This is a genomic window from Halorubrum salinarum, from assembly GCF_013267195.1.
Taxonomy (GTDB): domain Archaea; phylum Halobacteriota; class Halobacteria; order Halobacteriales; family Haloferacaceae; genus Halorubrum; species Halorubrum salinarum.
The window spans coordinates 2,792,621-2,812,550 of the sequence record NZ_CP053941.1 but is presented as its reverse complement, the minus strand read 5'-3'; the positions used below and the strand labels follow the sequence as shown (position 1 = coordinate 2,812,550).

At 70.4% G+C, this 19,930-nt stretch carries 16 protein-coding genes; 3 read left to right on the top strand and 13 right to left on the bottom strand.

The window, feature by feature from the left end; genetic code table 11:
* Positions 1-8: 8 nt before the first annotated feature.
* Together HPS36_RS14315 and HPS36_RS14310 are read right to left on the bottom strand one after the other, a co-directional pair.
* The gene (locus tag HPS36_RS14315) at positions 9-1,094 is read right to left on the bottom strand and encodes a DNA topoisomerase IV subunit A (protein ID WP_173230670.1); all 1,086 of its coding nucleotides are present in this window, start codon (positions 1,092-1,094) and stop codon (positions 9-11) included.
* Entirely contained in the window at positions 1,095-3,545 is a 2,451-nt protein-coding gene (locus tag HPS36_RS14310) for a DNA topoisomerase VI subunit B (protein ID WP_173230669.1), read from the bottom strand. It abuts the gene before it with no gap.
* A gap of 194 nt (positions 3,546-3,739) precedes the next feature.
* Here HPS36_RS14310 and HPS36_RS14305 point away from each other — a divergent pair, with 194 nt between their 5' ends.
* Positions 3,740-4,699 (top strand): oxidoreductase, encoded by a 960-nt coding sequence (locus HPS36_RS14305; protein ID WP_173230668.1) that lies wholly within the window; start codon positions 3,740-3,742, stop codon positions 4,697-4,699.
* Between the two features lie 46 nt (positions 4,700-4,745).
* Here HPS36_RS14305 and HPS36_RS14300 read toward each other — a convergent pair whose 3' ends face one another.
* From HPS36_RS14300 to HPS36_RS14290, 3 genes are all read right to left on the bottom strand, one after another.
* On the bottom strand, positions 4,746-5,285 hold the full coding sequence (locus HPS36_RS14300) for a hypothetical protein (RefSeq protein ID WP_173230667.1): 540 nt from the start codon (positions 5,283-5,285) through the stop codon (positions 4,746-4,748).
* 117 nt (positions 5,286-5,402) lie between these two features.
* Positions 5,403-5,597, bottom strand: a complete 195-nt coding sequence (locus tag HPS36_RS14295; RefSeq protein WP_004045866.1) for a cold-shock protein — start codon at positions 5,595-5,597, stop codon at positions 5,403-5,405.
* A gap of 146 nt (positions 5,598-5,743) precedes the next feature.
* Positions 5,744-6,514: an MOSC domain-containing protein gene (locus HPS36_RS14290; RefSeq protein WP_173230666.1), complete on the bottom strand. Its 771-nt coding sequence runs from the start codon at positions 6,512-6,514 to the stop codon at positions 5,744-5,746.
* Positions 6,515-6,737: 223 nt separating this feature from the next.
* Between HPS36_RS14290 and HPS36_RS14285 the strand changes: the two genes are divergently transcribed.
* On the top strand, positions 6,738-9,398 hold the full coding sequence (locus HPS36_RS14285) for a heavy metal translocating P-type ATPase (RefSeq protein ID WP_173230665.1): 2,661 nt from the start codon (positions 6,738-6,740) through the stop codon (positions 9,396-9,398).
* Between the two features lie 75 nt (positions 9,399-9,473).
* Complete coding sequence (locus tag HPS36_RS14280; RefSeq protein WP_121562363.1) at positions 9,474-10,130, top strand: NAD-dependent epimerase/dehydratase family protein; 657 nt, start codon at positions 9,474-9,476, stop codon at positions 10,128-10,130.
* 29 nt (positions 10,131-10,159) lie between these two features.
* Here the strand turns inward: HPS36_RS14280 and HPS36_RS14275 are convergent, their stop codons facing one another.
* The 8 genes from HPS36_RS14275 to acs (HPS36_RS14240) form a co-directional block, all read right to left on the bottom strand.
* Complete coding sequence (locus HPS36_RS14275; protein ID WP_173230664.1) at positions 10,160-10,432, bottom strand: hypothetical protein; 273 nt, start codon at positions 10,430-10,432, stop codon at positions 10,160-10,162.
* Positions 10,433-10,540: 108 nt separating this feature from the next.
* Positions 10,541-11,002 carry a universal stress protein gene (locus HPS36_RS14270; protein WP_137715801.1) on the bottom strand — a complete coding sequence of 154 codons (462 nt, stop codon included), beginning with the start codon at positions 11,000-11,002 and terminating at the stop codon, positions 10,541-10,543.
* On the bottom strand, positions 11,002-12,813 hold the full coding sequence (locus tag HPS36_RS14265) for a VC_2705 family sodium/solute symporter (RefSeq protein ID WP_173230663.1): 1,812 nt from the start codon (positions 12,811-12,813) through the stop codon (positions 11,002-11,004). The genes HPS36_RS14270 and HPS36_RS14265 overlap by 1 nt, the downstream gene beginning before the upstream one ends.
* A complete protein-coding gene (locus HPS36_RS14260) occupies positions 12,810-13,256 on the bottom strand; it encodes a DUF4212 domain-containing protein (protein ID WP_173230662.1) in 447 nt (148 codons plus the stop codon). Before HPS36_RS14260 ends, HPS36_RS14265 begins: the two co-directional genes overlap by 4 nt.
* A 106-nt stretch (positions 13,257-13,362) precedes the next feature.
* Positions 13,363-15,357, bottom strand: a complete 1,995-nt coding sequence (gene acs / locus HPS36_RS14255; protein WP_173230661.1) for an acetate--CoA ligase — start codon at positions 15,355-15,357, stop codon at positions 13,363-13,365.
* A 129-nt stretch (positions 15,358-15,486) separates the two neighbouring features.
* Positions 15,487-17,274 (bottom strand): bacterio-opsin activator domain-containing protein, encoded by a 1,788-nt coding sequence (locus HPS36_RS14250; protein ID WP_173230660.1) that lies wholly within the window; start codon positions 17,272-17,274, stop codon positions 15,487-15,489.
* Between the two features lie 159 nt (positions 17,275-17,433).
* The gene (locus tag HPS36_RS14245) at positions 17,434-17,673 is read right to left on the bottom strand and encodes a DUF2061 domain-containing protein (RefSeq protein ID WP_173230659.1); all 240 of its coding nucleotides are present in this window, start codon (positions 17,671-17,673) and stop codon (positions 17,434-17,436) included.
* A gap of 68 nt (positions 17,674-17,741) precedes the next feature.
* The gene (gene acs / locus HPS36_RS14240; protein ID WP_173230658.1) at positions 17,742-19,703 is read right to left on the bottom strand and encodes an acetate--CoA ligase; all 1,962 of its coding nucleotides are present in this window, start codon (positions 19,701-19,703) and stop codon (positions 17,742-17,744) included.
* Positions 19,704-19,930 lie beyond the last annotated feature (227 nt).

Genomic DNA, 19,930 nt, shown 5'->3' with positions numbered 1-19,930 from the left:
GGTCGCGCCTACAGCACGCCCATCTCGCCGAGCCGCTCGGGGAGGTAGGTGTCCGTGACGAAGTCGAGCCCGCGGCTCGCGAGCGACTGCTGTTCGGACTTCTTGCCGATGTCGAGCTGGAGCTCGATCTGCTCCTCCCAGTAGTCCGTCTGGAAGCGCGGGTCCTCCAGCTCCGATTCGAGGGCGTTAACGTCCGAGTCCGAGAGCGGGTCCGAGGGGAGGTCGTACTCGACGATGTCCTCGGGCTGGATCCCGATGAACCGCGCCTCCGGCGTCGCGAGGTACTTCGAGAGGTGCGCGGACTTGATCGAGCCGTACGCGACGGAGCCGTAGATCCGGTACGACCACGGGTCGCCGTCGGTGAACACCACCACAGGGAGGTCGAGCTCGTCGTGGAAGCGCTTCGTCAGCCGCCGGGTCGCGCGCGCCGGCTGCCCGCCGAGGTGGACGACGAGGGCGTCGTGTTCCTCGTCGAACCCGTTCTCGACGAGCCGGTCGCGCATGCCGCCGGTCTCCACGCAGAGGACGAACTCGGCGTCGTTGTCAAGGAACTCGATGGTGTCCGGGTTGTTGGGGATCTGGTAGCCGCCCTGGCCCACGTCGAGCTGGCAGTGGATCTCGCGGTCGCCGCGGTTGGTCTGTTCGCGGATCTCCAGCGGCCCCATCACCTTCGCGCCCGACTCCTCCGGGCGCATGTGGAAGTCCTCGCGGGTGACGCCCGTGACAATCTCTAAGTCCTCCACGAGGTCGTTCGACTCGTCCTGCGAGGAGAACTGCGCCTCGTCGTTGTCCCATGACTCGGAGAGGTAGTACAGCTCACGCAGCGTCGACGAGCGGTCGTCGTCGAGCTGGTTCGCGAGGAACTCGATGGTGTAGGCGGCCTTCAACAGCTTGCGCGCCCCCCGCACCGAGTTGGCGCTGCGCGTCGAGGTGCGGTCGCCGTAGGTCCAGACGCCGCTCTCCTCGTCGTACTCGATGTTGCTCTTCGTCCGCGTGGGGAGCGTCATCTCCGGGATCGACCCCGACGCGAACTGGTCGTAGAAGTCCGCCGCCAGGTCGATCAGCTCGTCTCGTGCGTCGCTTTCTGTCGTCATTTAGGCGTTCACCGTCAGTTTCTCCGTCTCCACGCCGCCGACGCTGACCTCGAACTCCGCGTCGCCGTCGACCGCGTACGTCAGTTCCCGCTCGTCGCCCGAGGGCACCTCGGGCTTCCACTGGACGAACCACTCGCCGTCCATATCCACCACCGTCCCGTCCGAGAGGTCGGTCGGCTCGGTCGAGACGATGTCCGTGATCTCCAGCTGCTCGTTCACGTCGGAGTGGTTCTCGACGACGAGCGTCACCGTCTCGCCGTTCACCTCGCGCTCGACGCTCACGTTGTTCATGATCCGCGCCAGGGCCCCGTCGATGTCGGGGCGCGGTCGGCCCGTGACCTCCGAGACCTTGTCGGCCATCTCGGGGAGGATCCGACCCAGCACGTCCTGCTTCTCCCGGCGCTGTTGCATCGAGCGCCGCTTGCTGAGGTACGACTTCAGCTCGCGGGCGGCCTCCCGCACCGCGAGCTCTATCTCGTCTTCGATCTCCGGAACGTTCGCGAGCGCGTCCTTCGACTCGCTCGTGAACGGGACGTTGGTGGAGGCGACGTGAATGCTGATGACGGCCGGCCCGTTCGGCATCCCGGAGCCGCCGGGCTGGTCGAGCCCGTAGTTCCGCCACCCGATCCCCTTTATCACGTCCGTCGTCGCGCAGGCGCCGCGCTGGTAGACGAGCGGGACGCGGTTCGCGAACCGGAGCAGGTCGACCGACCCCTCGGACGGGATCGACCCGCCGTAGGCGATGCCGGCCTCGACGATGAACGGGTCGCCGCCGTGGACGTCGGCGTCGCGGGTCGCGGCCGCGTAGAAGTCGGCGTCGTACTCCTTGCGGAGCCCGGCCTCGACCAGCTCCGCCGTGATCGGCGCGAGGCAGTCGGTCGGGGGCGCGAGGATGTCCGTGGTCCGCATCGCTTCGAGCAGGTCGGCGGCGGCGTCGCGGTCGCCCGCGATCGCCTTCACCTTCGGCGGGTCGTCCGGCACCGTCCGCGCCCGCGACCAGAACGCCTCGACGACGTTCTCGCGCGCGGTCTCGCCGAACGTCGCGTCGCGCTGCTCGGCGACGAACGACGCCGCGTCCGCGACGAGCCGTTCGAGGTCGTCGCGGGTGATCCGGAACGCGTCGCCGTCGACGTTCTCGAACCGGCGCGCGAGCGCCTCCGCCATCGCCTGGACCGCCGCGTCGTCCTTCCGCGTCGACGTCGCCTCGTCGACGAGCGCGTACACGTCGGGGACGAGCGGCGACTCAGCGTCGCCGTCGTCGCCGTCCGACCCGCCCTCGTCCGCGTCGCCGCCGAGTCCGGTGACCGCTCGCCACGCGGCGTCGACCGCGTTCTCGCGGACGGTTCCGCCGAACGTCTTGCCCGTGTCGTCGGCGACTGTCTCGGCGGTGTTGTCGACGATCTCGGCGACCTCGGACCGGGCGATCCGGTCTTTGTTCCCCACCGTCTCGGCGACGCCCTCGGCGAAGGCGGTCGTCGCCGCCTCGCCCTTGTTCGCGACGGCCTCCGAGACCGCGGCCGCCACGTCCCGGTCGTCGTGGGCGCGCGGCGGTGACCAGGCGAGCTCGCGGCCGTAGTACACGTCGCGGAAGTTGCCGATCACGCTGTCGGCGGTCTTCTTGCCGACGCGCGTGAACTCCTCCTGGAGGAACCCGGAGACGGAGTACGACTCGGTCGCCTCCAGCATCTTGATCAGCGTCCCGAGCTCGACGCCGTGCGGATGGGGACGGATCTCGTTCGTCTCCGCCGGCAGCTCGTCGGTCGCGCGCTCGAACTTCATCGGCTCGTCGAGCCCCGGCTCGCGGAGTTCGAGCCGCGCGTGCGGGTTGACGACCGCGGTGTGTTTCACGTAGTCGTGGAGCTGCTGGCGGGCGCGCATGTTCGCCTCCATCTCCAGCTCGATCCGGGTGCCGTGCGGGCGGTCCCACGTCGTCTCCTCGTCGGCCTGGATCTCCGGCTCGTTCGTGTCGGTGTCGATGATGAGCTCGAAGTACTGCGCCCGCGACTGCCCCTTCGGGCGCGAAGTGATCTTCGCCGGCTGGCCGGAGGTGAGCTGCGAATAGAGCACGGCCGCCGAGATGCCGATCCCCTGCTGCCCGCGGGACTGCTCGCGCGCGTGGAACCGGCTGCCGTACAGGAGCTTCCCGAACACCTTCGGGAGCTGTTCCTTCGTGATCCCCGGCCCGTTGTCCTCTATGACGAGCCGGTAGTAGTCGCCCACCTCCTCTATCTCGATGTAGATGTCGGGGAGGACGCCGGCCTCCTCGGTCGCGTCGAGGGCGTTGTCGACCGCCTCCTTGACGGCGGTGACGAGCCCGCGGGCGCCCGAGTCGAACCCGAGCATGTGTTTGTTCTTCTCGAAGAACTCGGCGATGGAGATCTCGCGCTGGCCCTCGGCCAGCTCCTCCGCGATCCCCTCCTCGTCGCCGATCGTCGACTGGAAGGACGTCATTCGGTATCCCTCCCTTCCCCCGAGGCACCTAAAAACGCACCGGCGGCGCAGTGAAAGTGGAGTCCGGCGTCAGACGCCGTCTCGTCCGGCGTGTGGGTCGCTCTATCAGGGCGTCTCACCGCGCTACGGGACGGCTTCGTGGAGCCGGTTCGCCCGCCGACAGGTTTCTCACTGCGACGCCCCATTTCCGATCCATGACGGACTGGACGGCCGACGAGATGCCGCGACTGGACGGGAAGACGGTGGTCGTCACCGGCGCGAACAGCGGGCTCGGCTACGCGGGCACCCGGGAGTTCGCCGCGAAGGGCGCGACCGTCGTGATGGCGTGTCGGAGCGTCGAGCGCGCCGAGGACGCCGCCGACGAGATCCGGTCCGAGGTCCGGGGAAGCCTCGACGGCGACCTCGACGTCCGGGAGTGCGACCTCGCCTCGCTCGACTCGGTGAAGGCGTTCGCCGAGGGGCTGGCGGACGACTACGACGCCGTCGACGTCCTCTGTAACAACGCGGGCGTGATGGCCATCCCGCGGAGCGAGACCGAGGACGGGTTCGAGACGCAGTTCGGCGTCAACCACCTCGGCCACTTCGCGCTCACGGGGCGGCTGTTCGACCTCCTCGCCGCCGCCGAGGGGATCGGCGGCGACGCGCGCGTCGTCACCCAGTCGTCCGGCGCCCACGAGCAGGGAGAGATGGACTTCTCCGACCTCAACTGGGAGCGCTCCTACGGGAAGTGGCAGGCATATGGGCGCAGCAAGCTCGCGAACCTGCTGTTCGCCTACGAGCTCCAGCGCCGCCTCGACGCGGCGGACGGCGAGGGGGACGGTCCGGGGATCCGCAGCGTCGCCTGCCACCCGGGTTACACGGACACGAACCTCCAGATGCGCACCGCCGAGGAGAGCGGGAACCCCCTGATGAAGGTCGGGATGAAGGCCGCGAACGCGGTGCTGGGCCAGGACGCCGATATCGGCGTCGAGCCGATGCTGTACGCGGCGACGACCGACGTCGACGGCGGCGCCTACGTCGAGCCCGGCGGGCTGATGAACATGCGCGGGCACCCGACCGTGGGGCGCTCGAACGACGCCTCTTACGACCGCGACGACGCCCGGGAGCTCTGGGCGTACTCGACCGAGGCGACCGGCGTCGAGTACCCGGTGTAGGCAGTCGCCGCGCCTCGTGTCGCCGGCGGCCGTCCCCGCGCGCCGCTCAGTGGAGCGTCCCCTCCCGGACGTGCGCGTCGTGCGCGAACAGCGCGTACCCCACGTCGACCGCGCGGTGCCCGGTCTCGGCGGCGATGTCGCGGATGGGCTCGATCATCGTCACGTAATCGGCGGCGTCAAACGACTCCTTCCGCCCGTCGAGGTAGCCGAGCCGCTCCAAGGACGCCCAGACGCGCGTGTCCACGACGGCGTGCCGGTCGCCGTCGAGCGCGGCCAGCACGTACGAGGCGGTCGGCGCCTTGAACCCGGCGAGGCCGGTGATCAGGTGGATCGTCGAGAAGTCCCCGTCCGCGGCGCGGGCGTTCCGCGTCACCTCGCGGCACCGGGACTCGGGGTTCTTCTCGACGTGATAGGCGCTCCGGGTCGACGACTCGTAGGCGATCTCGTACAGCTGCTCGCGCGTGAGGTGTCCCTGCGACCGGTACGCCTTCCCGAACTCCGCTAAGCGTTCCGGGAGGACGCCCTGCGTCTCGGCGTAGCGGTCGAGGTTCTCGGCGACGAACGCGTCGAGCTCGGCGGGCTCCATGGCCGGGGGTTCAGGCCCGGCGACCAAAACGGCGGCGGCACGGCTCGCGGTGGTAATATACGGAGAACGCGTTTCGAGAGCTGTCCGAGTTCGTCGGTAGCGGATGCCGCGACCGAGCTACAGCCGAGTGAGGTTCGTCGCGCGCGGACCCTTGTCCGCCTCCTCGATCTCGAACTCTACCTCCTGTCCCTCCTCGAGGTCCGGGCCGCCGACGTCTTCCATGTGGAAGAACACGTCCTCGTCAGCGTCGTCAGTCTCGATGAATCCGTAGCCGCCGGTGTCGTTGAAGAAGTCGACCTTGCCTGTCGCCATCGCGTCCTAACTGTCTCCCGACGTGGTGATAAGTGTTGTGTGCCCCGCCGGATCGGCGCCACACGCGCTGTGTCAGGCGTATTCGGCCCATACGAAAGTCTCCGCCGCTCGATCGGCGGCGTTCGAGCGGCGAGGCCCCCGCGCTCTCACTCGCGGACCGCGACCTCGTCGCCGACGCCGATCGTCTCTCCCCGGTCGCGTTCCGGGATCCGCGCGATGGTCATCAGCGAGTAGTAGTGGTCGAACGCGTCCGCGTCGGCCCACTCGGGGAACGTCGCCTCGCGGCGCCGCACGAACCGCTCGCGGAACTCGGGGGTCGGCTCGCCGGTGTCGGGGTCGCGTTCGGGGACGACGCACCGCCCGCACGGCGTCACGCCCTCGACGCGGACGCCGGCTACCTCGAACGCCGGGGCGTCCTCGCCGACAAATCGGTCTTCCCAGAACGCCGGGACGCCCGAGACCTCCACGTTCGCCCGGAGCCGGCGCCGCGCGCTCTCGACGGTCATCCCGTCGAACCACGACGCGACCGCCTCCAGCGTCGCGGTGCTGACGACCGACGGGCCCATGTCCCGTCGATCGACGTACCCGAGCGACTCGTCCCGCCGGAGTCGGAGGTCCGCGTCGAAGAAGTCGCCGAACCACGCAGCCGCGCGGGCCGGCTCTGCCTCCAGGTCGAACCGCCGAACGGTCCCGTCGGGCGTTTCGACCCGCAGCGCGCCCAACTCGGGGTCGAAGTCGGTCGCGAGGTCGTGGACGCGGTCGGTCCGCTTCCCGTTGACGACGTCGCCGTCGGCGTCGAACAGCGCGAACTCGCGGTCGCGTTCCAGCGTCCCGCCGTCGAGGACCCGTGCCGCCTCGACGTCGACCCCGTCTAACCCCTTCACCGGAAACACCGTGAGTCGCTCCACGCGAGCCATACCTCGGGGAGGGGGCGCCGCGTCCAATAGCCTTCGGTCGACCGCGGTTTCGAAGTCTCGCTCTCCCGCGGAGGCAGAGCCGTCCCGCCCTCTTTCGGGGTCAGTAGATTCCGGTCGGGCCTCCCGGACTGGTCTCGCTTTCGATTCGAAGAAATCGGCCTCTCGAACCTTTGGTTTCGAAGTGGAAAACGCACTAAGGGTGTAGCCCGTAGTATTACCCAAGATGAGCACCAGGACCACCCACCTCGACATCACGGGGATGAGCTGCGCCAACTGCTCGGCGAGCGTGTCCGACGCCGTGGAGTCGCTCGACGGCGTCTCGCGGGCGGACGCGAACTACGCCACCGACGAGGCAACCGTCGAGTACGACCCCGAGGCGACCTCGCTCGGAGCGATCTACGACGCGATCGAGTCGGCGGGGTACGGCGCGGTCGCCGAGACGGCGACCGTGGCGATCACCGACATGACGTGCGCGAACTGCGCGGACGCCAACCGCGACGCCTTGGAGTCCGTGCCCGGCGTCGTCGAGGCCGACGTGAACTACGCGACCGACGAGGCGCAGGTGTGGTACAACCCCGCCGAGACCTCGCTGTCGGCGCTGTACGACGCCGTCGAGGATGCCGGCTACTCACCGGTCCGAGAGGGCGAGGGGGCCGACGGCGAGGGCGAGGGATCCGGCGAGAGCGCGCGGGACGCCGCGCGGAACGCCGAGATCCGCAAACAGCTCCGGCTGACGCTGTTCGGCGCCGCGCTGTCGGCGCCGCTGCTGTTCTTCCTCGTCGACAACCTGCTGCTCGGGGGCGCGATCGTGCCGGACCGGCTCTTCGGCGTCGGGATCCACTGGGTCGCGTTCGCGCTCGCGACGCCGGTCCAGGTCGTGCTCGGCCGGCCCTTCTACGTGAACTCCTACAAGGCGCTCGTCACGAACGGCCGCGCCAACATGGACGTGCTGATCGCCCTCGGGTCGACGACGGCGTACGTCTACTCCGTCGCCGTCCTCCTCGACCTGGTCGCCGGGGGCGTCTACTTCGACACGGCGGCGCTCATCCTCGTCTTCATCACCCTCGGCAACTACCTCGAAGCCCGCTCGAAGGGACAGGCCGGCGAGGCGCTCCGGAAGCTGCTGGAGATGGAGGCCGACACCGCCACCCTCGTCGACGAGGACGGGACCGAACGCGAGGTGCCGATCGAGGAGGTCGAAGTCGGCGACCGGATGAAGGTCCGCCCCGGCGAGCAGATCCCGACCGACGGCGTCGTGGTCGAGGGGCAGTCCGCGGTCGACGAGTCGATGGTGACCGGAGAGTCCGTCCCCGTCGAGAAGTCGGAGGGCGACGAGGTCGTCGGCTCCACCATCAACGAGAACGGGCTCCTCGTCGTCGAGGCGACGAAGGTCGGCGCGGACACCGCCCTCCAGCAGATCGTCCAGACCGTCAAGGAGGCGCAGTCCCGCCAGCCCGACATCCAGAACCTCGCGGACCGCATCTCCGCGTACTTCGTGCCCGCGGTGATCGCGAACGCACTGTTCTGGGGCGTCGTCTGGTTCCTCTTCCCCGAGGCGCTCGCCGGCTTCGTCGACCGGCTCCCGCTGTGGGGTCAGGTCGCGGGCGGGCCCGCACCGGCCGGCGGGACCGTCTCGGTGTTCGAGTTCGCTATCGTCGTCTTCGCCTCGTCGGTGCTGATCGCGTGCCCGTGCGCCCTGGGACTCGCGACGCCGGCCGCGACGATGGTCGGGACCACCATCGGCGCGCAACACGGCGTCCTGTTCAAGGGCGGCGACGTGCTCGAACGCGCGAAGGACGTCGACACCGTCGTGTTCGACAAGACGGGGACGCTCACGGAAGGCGAGATGGAGCTCACCGACGTGGTCGCCTTCGGTGACGACGGCGGGACGCTCCCCGACGGCGGGACGGTCGCCGAGCGCGGCGACTCGGCGGCGGACGAGGGCTCGGCGGTCGGCGACGGCGCCGAGGCCCGCGGGGACGAGGTCCTCCGGCTCGCCGCGAGCGCGGAGCGCGGCAGCGAACACCCGCTCGCCCGCGCCATCGTCGAGGGCGCCGAGTCGCGCGGTCTCGACCTCTCCGACCCCGAGGAGTTCGAGAACGTGCCCGGACACGGCGTGCGAGCGACCGTGGACGGGGACGAGGTCCTCGTCGGCAACCGGAAGCTGCTGCGCGACGCCGGCGTCGACGCCGCGGCCGCCGCGGAGACGATGGAGCGGCTCGAACGCGAGGGCAAGACGGCGATGCTCGTCGCCCGCGTGCCCGCCGGCGCCGACGAGGGGGAGCTCCTCGGCGTCGTCGCCGACGCGGACACGGTGAAGCCGAGCGCGGAGCGCGCGGTCGGCCAGCTCCGCGAGCGCGGCGTCGACGTGATGATGATCACCGGTGACAACGAGCGGACGGCTCGGGCGGTCGCGGAGCAGGTCGGGATCGACCCCGACAACGTCCGCGCCGGCGTCCTCCCCGAGGACAAGTCCGACGCCGTCGAGGCGATCCAGGCGGACGGCCGCCGGGCGATGATGGTCGGCGACGGCGTCAACGACGCGCCCGCGCTGGCGGTCGCGTACGTCGGCACCGCCATCGGCTCCGGGACCGACGTGGCCATCGAGGCCGCGGACGTGACGCTGATGCGCGACGACCCGCTCGACGTGGTGAAGGCGATCCGCGTCTCGGACGCGACGCTCCAGAAGATCAAACAGAACCTCGTGTGGGCGCTCGGCTACAACACCGCGATGATCCCGCTCGCGTCGCTCGGGCTGCTCCAGCCGGTCCTCGCGGCCGGGGCGATGGCGGTCTCGTCGGTGTCCGTCCTCACGAACAGCCTCCTGTTCCGCCGGTACGACCCCGAGGGCGACTACCGGCTCCTCGGATTCCTCCGGCGCTGACCGGCGCCGAACCGCGTTTTCCTCCCCCGCGCGGCGTCCCGAAGCCCCAAGGCGGGGCGGCGCGTACGCCGCGACATGGCCACCCTCCTCGTCGTCGGCGGCAGCGGCTTCATCGGGCGCGACGTCTGCCGGTTCGCGGTCCGCGACGGCCACGAGGTCCGCAGCGTCTCGCGGAGCGGCCGTCCCGACGTCGACGCCGAGTGGGCGGACGCCGTCTCGTGGACGAGCGCCGACCTGTTCCGCCCGAACGCCTGGCGCGACCGCCTCGACGGCGTCGACGCCGTGGTCCACTCGGTCGGCGCGCTCACGGAGTCGCCGAGCGACGGGGTCACCTTCGAACGGGTCAACGGCGACGCGGCCGTCCTGACGGCGCTGGAGGCGGAACGCGCCGGCGTCGACGCCTTCGTCTTCCTCTCCGCGGCGGCGAAGCCCCCCGGCGTGCGGAACGCCTACCTGACGGCCAAGCGCCGCGCCGAGTCGTCCATCGCGGACCTCGACCTGGACGTGGTGACGCTCCGCCCGGGCCCGGTGTACGGCGAGGGACAGCCGCACCTCCCGGGCGTCGCCGACCGCGTCCTCCGGTTCCTCGCGAGCGCGCGACCGATCGCCTCGCGGCTGGGCGAGGCGCGGCCGCTGGCCGTCGGCACGGTCGCCCGGGCGTCGTACCGCGCCGCGCTCGACCCGGGCGAGCGGCTGCTCGACGTGTCGGATATCCGCGAACTCGCCGGGTGACGCGACCCGAGCGTCGCCGAGCACCCCCGCTACCGGGCGCTGCGCTCCTTGGCTACCTCCAGCGAGATGAAGAAGCCGAAGTACGCCGGGATCCCCGCGAGCATGAACATGTACAGCACCCACCGCGGGGCCGTCGGGAAGGCGAAGTCGTACAGCAGCGACGCGAGTCCCACCCACGCGAGCGCGAACAGCAGGTCCTGCGCCATGCCGGTGCCCTTCTCGCTGAGCACCGTCCGGGCGCGGTCGGCGACGCTCGGGTCTGTCTCGTCGTCCGGCGTCTCCGCGGCGTCCGAGTCGGGCATGGATAGAGTGTGGGTGAAGGGGGTACGTCGATGTTGCGGAATCGCGCGGCGTCGTCCGCGCGACGAAGCGGTTCCCGGTCCGGGAGAGGCGGTCCCGGCGCGGCGACCTCAGTCCTCTTCGAGGTAGTCGACGACGAGGACGGGGACGTGCGTCGAGCGTAGGGTGCGCTCGGTGACGCTGCCGAGCAGCGCGCGGCGCACGCCGGCCCGGCCGTGACTCCCCATCACGATGAGGTCGATCCCGTGGTCCTCGGCGTAGTCGCCGATCACCTTGTGCGGGCGGCCGCCGGAGACGTGCTCGACGACGTCGACGCCGCGCTCGTCGGCGCGGTCGGCGACTGCGCCGGTCGCCTCGTCGGCCCGTTCCTTCAGTTCGCCCATCTCGTCGAACCGCCCCTGCTTGAGCCGGTCGACCTGCTCGGTGCCGAGGCTGAAGTTGACGGAGTCGATGTCGACCACGTACAGCGCGTGGACCTCCGCGTCGTACTTCTCCGCCAGGTCGAGCGCGTGGTCGACCGCGGCCTCCGCGACGTCGCTGCCGTCCGTGGGCACGAGGATGCGTTCGTACATCACCGCTCCCCCTCCGTGGTGTCGTCAGGGTCAGCGTCGTCCACTGCGCGGTCACCCTCGGCGGCCGCGTCGTCCACTGCGCGACCACCGTCGGCGGCCGCGTCGTCCACTGCGCGGCCGCCATCGGTCGCCACGTCCTCGCCGCCGTCCGCGGCGACGACGTCCTCCGCGGTCTCCTGTTGCCCCATCGGCTCGGGGCTGTGACACTGCCGGACGATCCGCTTCGTCTCGAGCGACGGCTCGTCGGTGGCCATCGAGACGACGATGGTGACGACGAACACGACCGGGAGCGTGATGAGCGCCGAGCCGATGGCGGGCATCCACGTCGCGAGCCCGGCCGACAGCGGCGCCTCCAGCGAGCCGATGTACGTCGGCACGATCTGGTTGATCATCGGGATCGCCCATAGCGTCAGCCCGGTCGTCATCCCGGCGAGCGCGCCCTGCCGGTTGGCGTTCTCCCACCACATGCCGAGGAAGAACATCGGGAACAGCACGGAGCCGGCGAGCGAGAACGCGTAGCCCACGAGCGCCGCGATCGACGAGGCGGGGTTGAGCGCCGCCAGCGTCGTCAGCGCGCCTAGGGCGACGATCGAGAGGCGGCCGACGAGGATCTGCTGGCGCTGCGTCGCGTCCTCGTTGATGATGTTCGTGTAGATATCGTGGCTGATCGCCGACGAGCCGGCGATGAACAGCCCCGCGACCGTCGCGATGGCCGCGGCGATACCGCCCGCCGCGACGATGCCGACGAACCACTCCGGCAGCCCGGACAGCTGCGCCGCCAGCACGACGATGACCTCGCTGGCCGCGCTCGTCATGCCGGGGTCGCCGTACGTGGCGCCGACGTTCTGCGAGTAGAGGTCGGTGCCGAACGCCGCGAACGCGGGCGCGCTCCAGTAGAGGATACAGATGAAGAACAGCCCCCAGACCGTCGACCAGCGGGCCGTCCGCTCGCTCTCGACCGTGTAGAACCGGACGAGCACGTGCGGGAGCCCGCACGTGCCGACGATGAGAGAGAACGTCGTCGCGACCCAGAGGTAGTAGCTCGACCCGGCGAACGGCTCTGAGAACTCGCTGCCGAGCTGGCTGATCAGCGCGCCGTACTCAAGCTGCGGCAGCACCGTGGAGTAGCCGTTCGTGTAGCCGACGACGAACAGCCCGACCACGAACGCGAGGATGAGGATGACGTACTGGACCGCCTGGTTCTTCGTGGCGCCCAGCATGCCGGACAGCGTCAGGTAGCCGACGGTGACGACCATCATCGCGACGACCATCACCTGGTACCCGTCGAGGCCCGGGATGAGCCCGCCGTAGTTACCGAAGATGTACAGGCCGACCAGCGCCATCCCCTTCGCCTGCCCGATGGCGTAGACGAAGCCGATGAGGAACGTCGTCACCGCCGCGATGGCGCGCGCGGTGTCGGAGTTGAACCGATCGCCGACGAAGTCCGGCGCCGTGTACTTCCCGAACCGGCGCAGCTGCGCCGCGAGGAAGATGAGGAGGATGAAGTAGCCCGTCGTCCAGCCGACGACGAACACCAGCCCGTAGAAGCCGGCCAGCGCGATCGACGCCGCCATCCCGAGGTACGACGCCGCGGACATCCAGTTCGCGCCGATCGCCATCCCGTTCTCGACGTTCCCGATGGACCGGCCGGCGACCCACATGTCGTCGGTGTCGGCCACGCGGAAGACGAACCCGATGGTGAGGAACAGCCCCAGCATCCCGATCACGAGCAGCGCCGGCCCGATCTTGAACGAGATGTCGAGCGCCTCGGGGAGTAGTTCGCTCTGAAGGAGCAGCGAGCCCGCCGTCATTCGTCGATCCCTCCGTCGGTCGCCGCGACGTCATCGTGCTCGATGCCGTACTTCTCGTCGAGCGCGTCCCGCTTTCGCGAGTACCAGAACGCCAGGACGAGGGCGCTGGTCGGCGCGCCGAACGCGACGAGGAAGTAGTGGAGCGGGAACTGCAAGATCGGCATCGTCTGCGTCATCACGCCGGGCGCGAGGTTCGTCAGGGTCACCGGCCCCCACACCGCGAGGACCCAGATCGCGAACCCCGTCCAGACGATGCGGAGGTGGTCTCGCATGTACGGCGTGCTCGGGTTCAGGATGTTCACTTCCGCCCCGAGGTAGTCGGTGTTGCTGTGCGCCTGTGCGGCACCCGACGTCGCGACGCCGCCGTCGGTGGCGGCGTCGCCGGTCGCGCCGCCGCCGTCGATGGCCGCGTCGTCTCCGTCGCGTGAGGTATTATCTGTCATGTTTTGGTCCGTTGTGAGCTTGTCTGTGTGGTTTTTTCGTGATGGTTTCCGTCGTGCGGTCCGCCGTGGTCGCGGACGGACCGAACGGAAAACGGTTCGCCGAGCGCTACTCGGCGTCGGCCTTCTTCTGGATCTCCTCGACGATCTCGGGGTTCCGAAGCGTGCTGGTGTTGCCGAGCTCCTCGCCGTCGGCGATGTTCTCCAGCAGGCGCCGCATGATCTTGCCGGACCGGGTCTTCGGCAGGTCCGGCGTGAACACGACCTGCTCGGGGCGGGCGATCGGCCCGATGGCGTCCTCCACGCCGGCGACGATCGCCTCGCGGAGCTCGTCGGTGCCCTCGTACCCGTCCTCCGTGGTCACGTAGGCGTACACCGCCTCGCCTTTGATGTCGTGGTCGCCGCCGACCACCGCGGCCTCGGCGACCCCCTCGACGCCGACGATCGCCGACTCGATCTCCATCGTCCCCAGCCGGTGGCCGGAGACGTTGAGCACGTCGTCGACGCGGCCGAGGACGGTGATGTAGCCGTCGTCGTCGATCTTCGCCCCGTCCTCCGGGAAGTACACCCAGTCGTCGGGGTCGTCGCTGTCGGTGTCGGAGTACTCCGCCCAGTACTCCTCGATGTAGCGCTCGTCGTTGTTGTACAGCGTCCGGAGCATACCGGGCCACGGCTTCTGTACCGTGAGGTAGCCGGCCTTCCCGGGCTCTACCTCGTCGCCGAGCGTGTCGAGGATCTGGACGTCGAGCCCCGGCAGCGGCGGCCCCGCGGCGCCGGGCTTCATGTCCTTGACGCCGGGCAGCGTCGTCACCATCATCCCGCCGGTCTCGGTCTGCCACCACGTGTCGACGACGGGGCACTCCTCGTCGCCGATGTGCTGGTAGTACCACTTCCACGCGCGCGGGTTAATCGGCTCGCCGACCGTGCCGAGCAGGCGCAGCGAGGAGAGGTCGTGGCGGTCCGGGTACTCAGCGCCCCACTTCATGAACGCGCGGATCGCGGTGGGCGCGGTGTACAGCTGGGTCGCCTCGTACTCTTCGACGATCTCCCAGAGCCGGTCGCGCTCCGGATGGTCGGGCGTGCCCTCGTACATCATCGTCGTCGTCCCGAGCGCTAACGGTCCGTAGACGATGTACGAGTGGCCGGTGATCCAGCCGATGTCGGCCGAACAGAAGTACGTGTCATCCGGCTTGATGTCGAGGACGGACTGCGAGGTCCACGACACCCACGAGAGGTAGCCGCCGGTCGTGTGTTTCACGCCCTTCGGCTTCCCCGTCGTGCCCGAGGTGTACATCAGGAACAGCATGTCCTCGGCGTCGCGGGTGACCGGCTCGACCTCGGCGCCCTCGTGGTCGGCCACGAGGTCGTCGTAGTCGACCTGGTCGTCGCCGAGGTCGTGGCCGAAGCCGTCGCCGTTCGGCCCCAGTCGGTCGACGACGACCGTGGTCGTGTCGTGCTCGACGGCCGCGAGCCCCTCGTTCGCCTTGTCGAGGTGGTCGAGCGGGTCGCCGCGGCGGTAGTAGCCGTCGCAGGTGACGAGGTACTCCGAGTCGGCGGCGTTCATCCGCGTCGCGAGCGCGTCGGCCGAGAACCCGGCGAACACGACGCTGTGGGGCGCGCCGATGCGCGCGCACGCCAGCATCGCGATCGGCAGCTCCGGGATCATCGGCATGTACATCGTGACCACGTCGTCCTCCTCGACGCCCTGCTCCCGAAGGGCGGCCGCGAACTCGTTGACCTCGCGGTGGAGTTCCTCGTACGTGTACGTGCGGTCGTCCTCGTCGACGGGCTCGCCGACCCACTCGATGGCGGCCTCGTCGCCGCGCTCGTCGAGGTGTCGGTCGAGGCAGTTCGCCGACGCGTTCAGCTCGCCGCCCGTGAACCACTCGTAGAAGGGCGGGTTGCTGTCGTCGAGCACCTGGTCGTAGTCGGTTTCCCATTCCAGCAGGTCGGCGGCCGTCTCCCAGCACTCGGGCCAGTTCTCCTCGAACTCCTCGTATATCTCCGGGTCGGACACGTTCGCCTGCTCGACGAACGACTCCGACGGCTCGAACACCTCTTGCTCCGCTAATCTCGCTTCCAGTTGGCCGTCTCCCTCTGTCATGGTACGGTCGTATCCAACCAATATCGGCATATAAACGCTGACGCTAAATACGAAAAATCGTGAGGGATTCCGCCCCGGAAGCGCGGGGCTCGCACCGTCGAACCCGCTCGCGACCCGGTCGCCGACCGCTCACTCGCCGGACGGGGTCGCCCGCCCGTCGTCCCTCCGGGTCGGCCGGTCGGCCTCGTCCTCGAAGACGCCGTCGAGGAGCGCCCGCTGGGCCTTCCGGAGGTGGTTGTGGAACGTCGGCGACGAGACGCCCATCGCGTCAGCCACCTCCTCGGCCGTGCTCCCGCGCGGCCAGTCGAAGTAGCCGCCGTGGTACGCCGCCGACAGCGCCGCCCACTGGCGGTCGGTGAAGCGGTCGGCGACCCCGTCCCGCAGCGCCGACTCCGTGCGCGGCGAGCGCGCGACCGACTCCTTGCTCGCGAGCCTGACGTCCGCGAACCGGTCGCGGAGCCCGTCCGCGACCGGGCGGACGTTCGTCCCCTCTGGGAAGTCCGCGACGACACGGACCCGCCCCTCGGCGGCGGACGCGTCGCGCACGGTCGCGCCGTGGTCGACGAGCGCCCTGACCAGCGACCCGTCCGCGAGCCGGAGCGACGCCGAACAGCCGTCCTCTCGGGTCTCGATCACCCGGAAGTCGGAGACGCCCGGCGACGCCTCGACCACCGTCGCGACGTCCTGCGGGCGGGCCCCCTCGACGGAGAGGTACGCGCGGGACACGTCCTCGTCGACGTCGACCGTCGAGGCCAGCTCGATCCGGCAGCCGAGGCGGTCGCTCGCCCGGGCGAGGAACGCCCCGTCGTCGCCGGTGTGGAACTCGACCTCGGTGACCGCGTCGGAGTGGAGCAGCTCCCGCCACCGCTCCGCGGTGATGGCGCGGCCGAGGCAGCCGCCGAGGGCGGCGAGCGCGCGGCGCTCCGACTCGTCGACCGCGTCGCCGTCGGCCGCGACGGCGCAGAGCGCGCCGTGAACCGCGCCCTCGAAGGCCGCCGGCACCGCGACCGCGGGCCGCCCGTCGGTCTCCTGGCGGCCGTCGGTCGTCGCCGGCGCCCCATCTGTGACGGCATCCAGCCACGGGCCGGCGGCCGCGACGCCGCGGTCCGCGAGCGCCTCGCGGTCGACGCCGGCCGCGTCGGTCACGTCCGCCCGCCCGCCGCCGACCGCGCGGCGGACGACCCACGCCTCGGCCCAGCGGTCGGCGTCGGCCAGCCCCTCGACGACGGCCGCGGCGGGGGCTGCCGACCCCGGATCTGCGAGCGCCTCGAACCCCGGGAGCGCGGTCGTTCCGCCCCGCTCCGCGGCCGCGTCGTCGGAACCCCCCTCGCCGGCCATGGCGGCCGCGAGCGCCTCCCCGTCGAGCGGGTCGAGGTACGGGTCGAGGGTGCCGAGCGACTCCCAGCCGCCGGCGTCGCGGACGGCCCGCGGGTCGACGCCGCGGTCGACGAGCTGGCGCCGGGCGAACGTCTTCCGGAGGGCGCTCGGGGTGACCCGCTCGTCGACCGCGCCGTCGGTTAGGCCGGCCGCCCGCGCCGCTGTCTCGCTCACGATCATCTGGACGCGCCGCGGCGAGACGTCGACGTACGGCTCGTCGTCGGCGAGCCCCTCGCTCGTCGCGTAGCGGTCGAGGTCGGCGGCCAGCGAGGCCGGGACCACGGTCTCGCGGTCGATCGGTTCGCCGTCGGACGCGGTCGACCCCCCGCTCGCGCCCTCGTCGCCGTCGGCCGCGGGCACCGCGAGGAGGCGCGCGCCGGCGACCGAGTCCGGCTCGCGCAGGTGTCGCGGGGCGACGCGGGTGATCTCTTCGGTCCGGAGGCCGGCCTCGCCCGCCAGCCTGACGACGAGCGCCGCGCGATACGTCTCCGCGGCGGTGACGAGCGCGTCGTAGGCGTCCGCGTCGAGACCGTCGACCATTCGTTTCGGAACTCAACAAGCAGCCGAAACAAAACTGTTCCGGATACCGAGCTCCAGAAGGTCGTTCGGTCCACTCAGTCGCGAGATCCGCTCTAGTCGCGTCGGGAACCCGACCGACCGTTTCGGCTCGCGCTCGATGACCGAAACGCCGCTCGCCGGTCAGCCCGACGGACCCACGCCCCACGCGATGTGGTCCCACAGGCGCTCGTAGCCGTAGTACGTGAGCGTCTTCACCGCGTTCGTCACGAAGCCGATGCTCGCCGCCTGACCGACGTCGCCGACGACGAGCCACGCGACCGCGACGGTGATCGTCACCATCAGCGCCCGGTAGCACAGCGTCTTGACCACCGCGCGGCGACGGGCGTGGATCGCGTCCGCCGCGAAGACGTTCGTTCCCATACCCTCGATACGGGACCCACCGCCAAGTAACCATGACACGCTTCACAGCGAGAAAAGAGAAATTGATATCAGTTTCTCGTTTCTCGGACGGTCGACTCGATCTCGCCGACGACCTCGGGATTGCGGAGCGCGCTCACGTCGCCGAACTCCTCGCCGCGGGCGATGTCCTCCAGCAGCCGCCGCATGATCTTCCCGGAGCGCGTCTTGGGAAGCTCCGGGGTGAACACGATCCGGTCGGGGCGGGCCACGTCGCCGACGGCGCTCGCCAGCCGGTCCGCGATGGCGTCGCGCAGGCGCTCGCCGGGCTCGACGCCGCTCTTCGTCGTCACGTACGCGACGATCCGGCCGTCGTCGTCGCCGACGACCGCCGCCTCGGTCACGCCCTCGGCGTCGACGATGGCGGCCTCGAGCTCGCCCGTGTTGAACCGCTGCGCCCGGACGTTGATCACGTCGTCGACGCGCCCGAGGATCGTGACGTAGCCGTCCTCGTCGACGGTCGCGCCGTCGCCGGTGCGGTAGCGCCAGCCGTCCTCGCCGTTCAGCCAGTACTCGCGCAGGTAGCGCTCGTCGCCCTCGCGGAGCCCGCGCAGCATGCCGGGCCACGGCGAGGCGATGGTGAGGTAGCCCGACTCGCCGGGGTCGACCGGGTCGCCGTCCTCGTCGACGACGCGGGCGTCGATCCCGGGCAGCGGCGGCCCGACCTTCCCCGGCTTCATGGGCGTGACCCCGGGCAGCGTGGCGAGCGCGATGGCGCCGGTCTCGGTCTGCCACCACGTGTCGACGACCGGCGCGTCCCCGCCGCCGACGTGCTCGCGGTACCAGCGCCACGCCTTCGGCGTGATCGACTCGCCGACCGTGCCGAGCAGGCGGATCGACGAGAGGTCGTGGGACTCGGGGTACTCCGCGCCCCACTTCATGAACGACCGGATCGCGGTCGGCGAGGTGTAGAAGACGCTCACCGCGTTGCGCTCGATCAGGTCCCAGACGCGGTCCCGGTCCGGGTAGTCGGGCGACCCCTCGTACAGCACGGTGGTCGTCCCGGTCGCGAGGGGGCCGTACACCCCGTAGGAGTGGCCCGTGATCCAGCCGATGTCGGCCGCGCACCAGTAGGTGTCGTCGGGCCGCACGTCCAGGACCGTCCGCGTCGTCCACGCGACGTGCGCGAGGTACCCGCCCGTCGCGTGCTCGACCCCCTTCGGCCGCCCGGTCGTGCCCGAGGTGTACATCACGAACAGCAGGTCGGTCGCGTCGCGGGCGACGGGCTCGACCGTCTCGCCGTCGTGAGCCGCCACCAGCGCGTCGTACTCGTGCTCGTCGTCGCCCAGCGAGACGGCGAGTTCGTCGCCGAGGCGGTCGACCACGACCGCGGCCGACAGCTCGCTCTCGGCGCGGATCCGGGCGTTGTCCGCCTTCGACTTCTGGTTGAAGGCGTCCTCGCGGCGGTAGTAGCCGTCGCAGGTGATCAGGTACTCGGAGTCGGCGGCGTCGATCCGCGTCCCGAGCGCCTCCGCGGACAGCCCCGCGAAGACGACGTTGTGCGGCGCGCCGATGCGCGCGCACGCCAGCATCGCGATCGGGAGCTCCGGGATCATCGGCAGGTACAGCGTGACCACGTCGTCCTCCTCGACGCCGAGGTCGCGGAGGCCGGCCGCGAGCGCGTTCACCTCGCGGTGGAGGTCGAGGTAGGTGTACGACCGCCGCTCGCCCCGCTTCCCGAACCAGCGGATCGCGAGCTGGTTCCGGCGGTCGTCGAGGTGGCGGTCGACGCAGTTCGCCGACGCGTTCAGCTTCCCGCCGGTGAACCACTCGTAGAAGGGCGGCTCGGAGTCGTCGAGGACGGCGTCGTACTCCCGGTCCCACGTCAGGAGGTCGGCCGCCTCGCGCCACGCCTCGGGGCCCTCTCGCTCGAACCGCTCGTACACCGAGGGGTCGCTCGCCGCGGCCCGATCGCGAAATTCCGCCGGCGGCTCGACGGCGTCGTCGTCAGCACCCCCGAACGCCCGCCACCCGTCGACTCCGACGTCGTCCATGCCAGTATTTCGCAATCCAAGGAATGTATACTTTGTCCGAATCCCCGCAGGCTGAGGGGGACCGAACCCCTGTCGGGCGAGGGGTATCGGACCCTTCTCGGATGGGGGCGACCGGACCCCCGCCGGGTGGAACGGTGGGGCACCGAGACGGATCGGTGGGCGGCGGGGTCTCGTTCGGCCCGCGGCTCCGAGAGATCGTCAACGATTGCCGTCTCCGTGGAGCAACG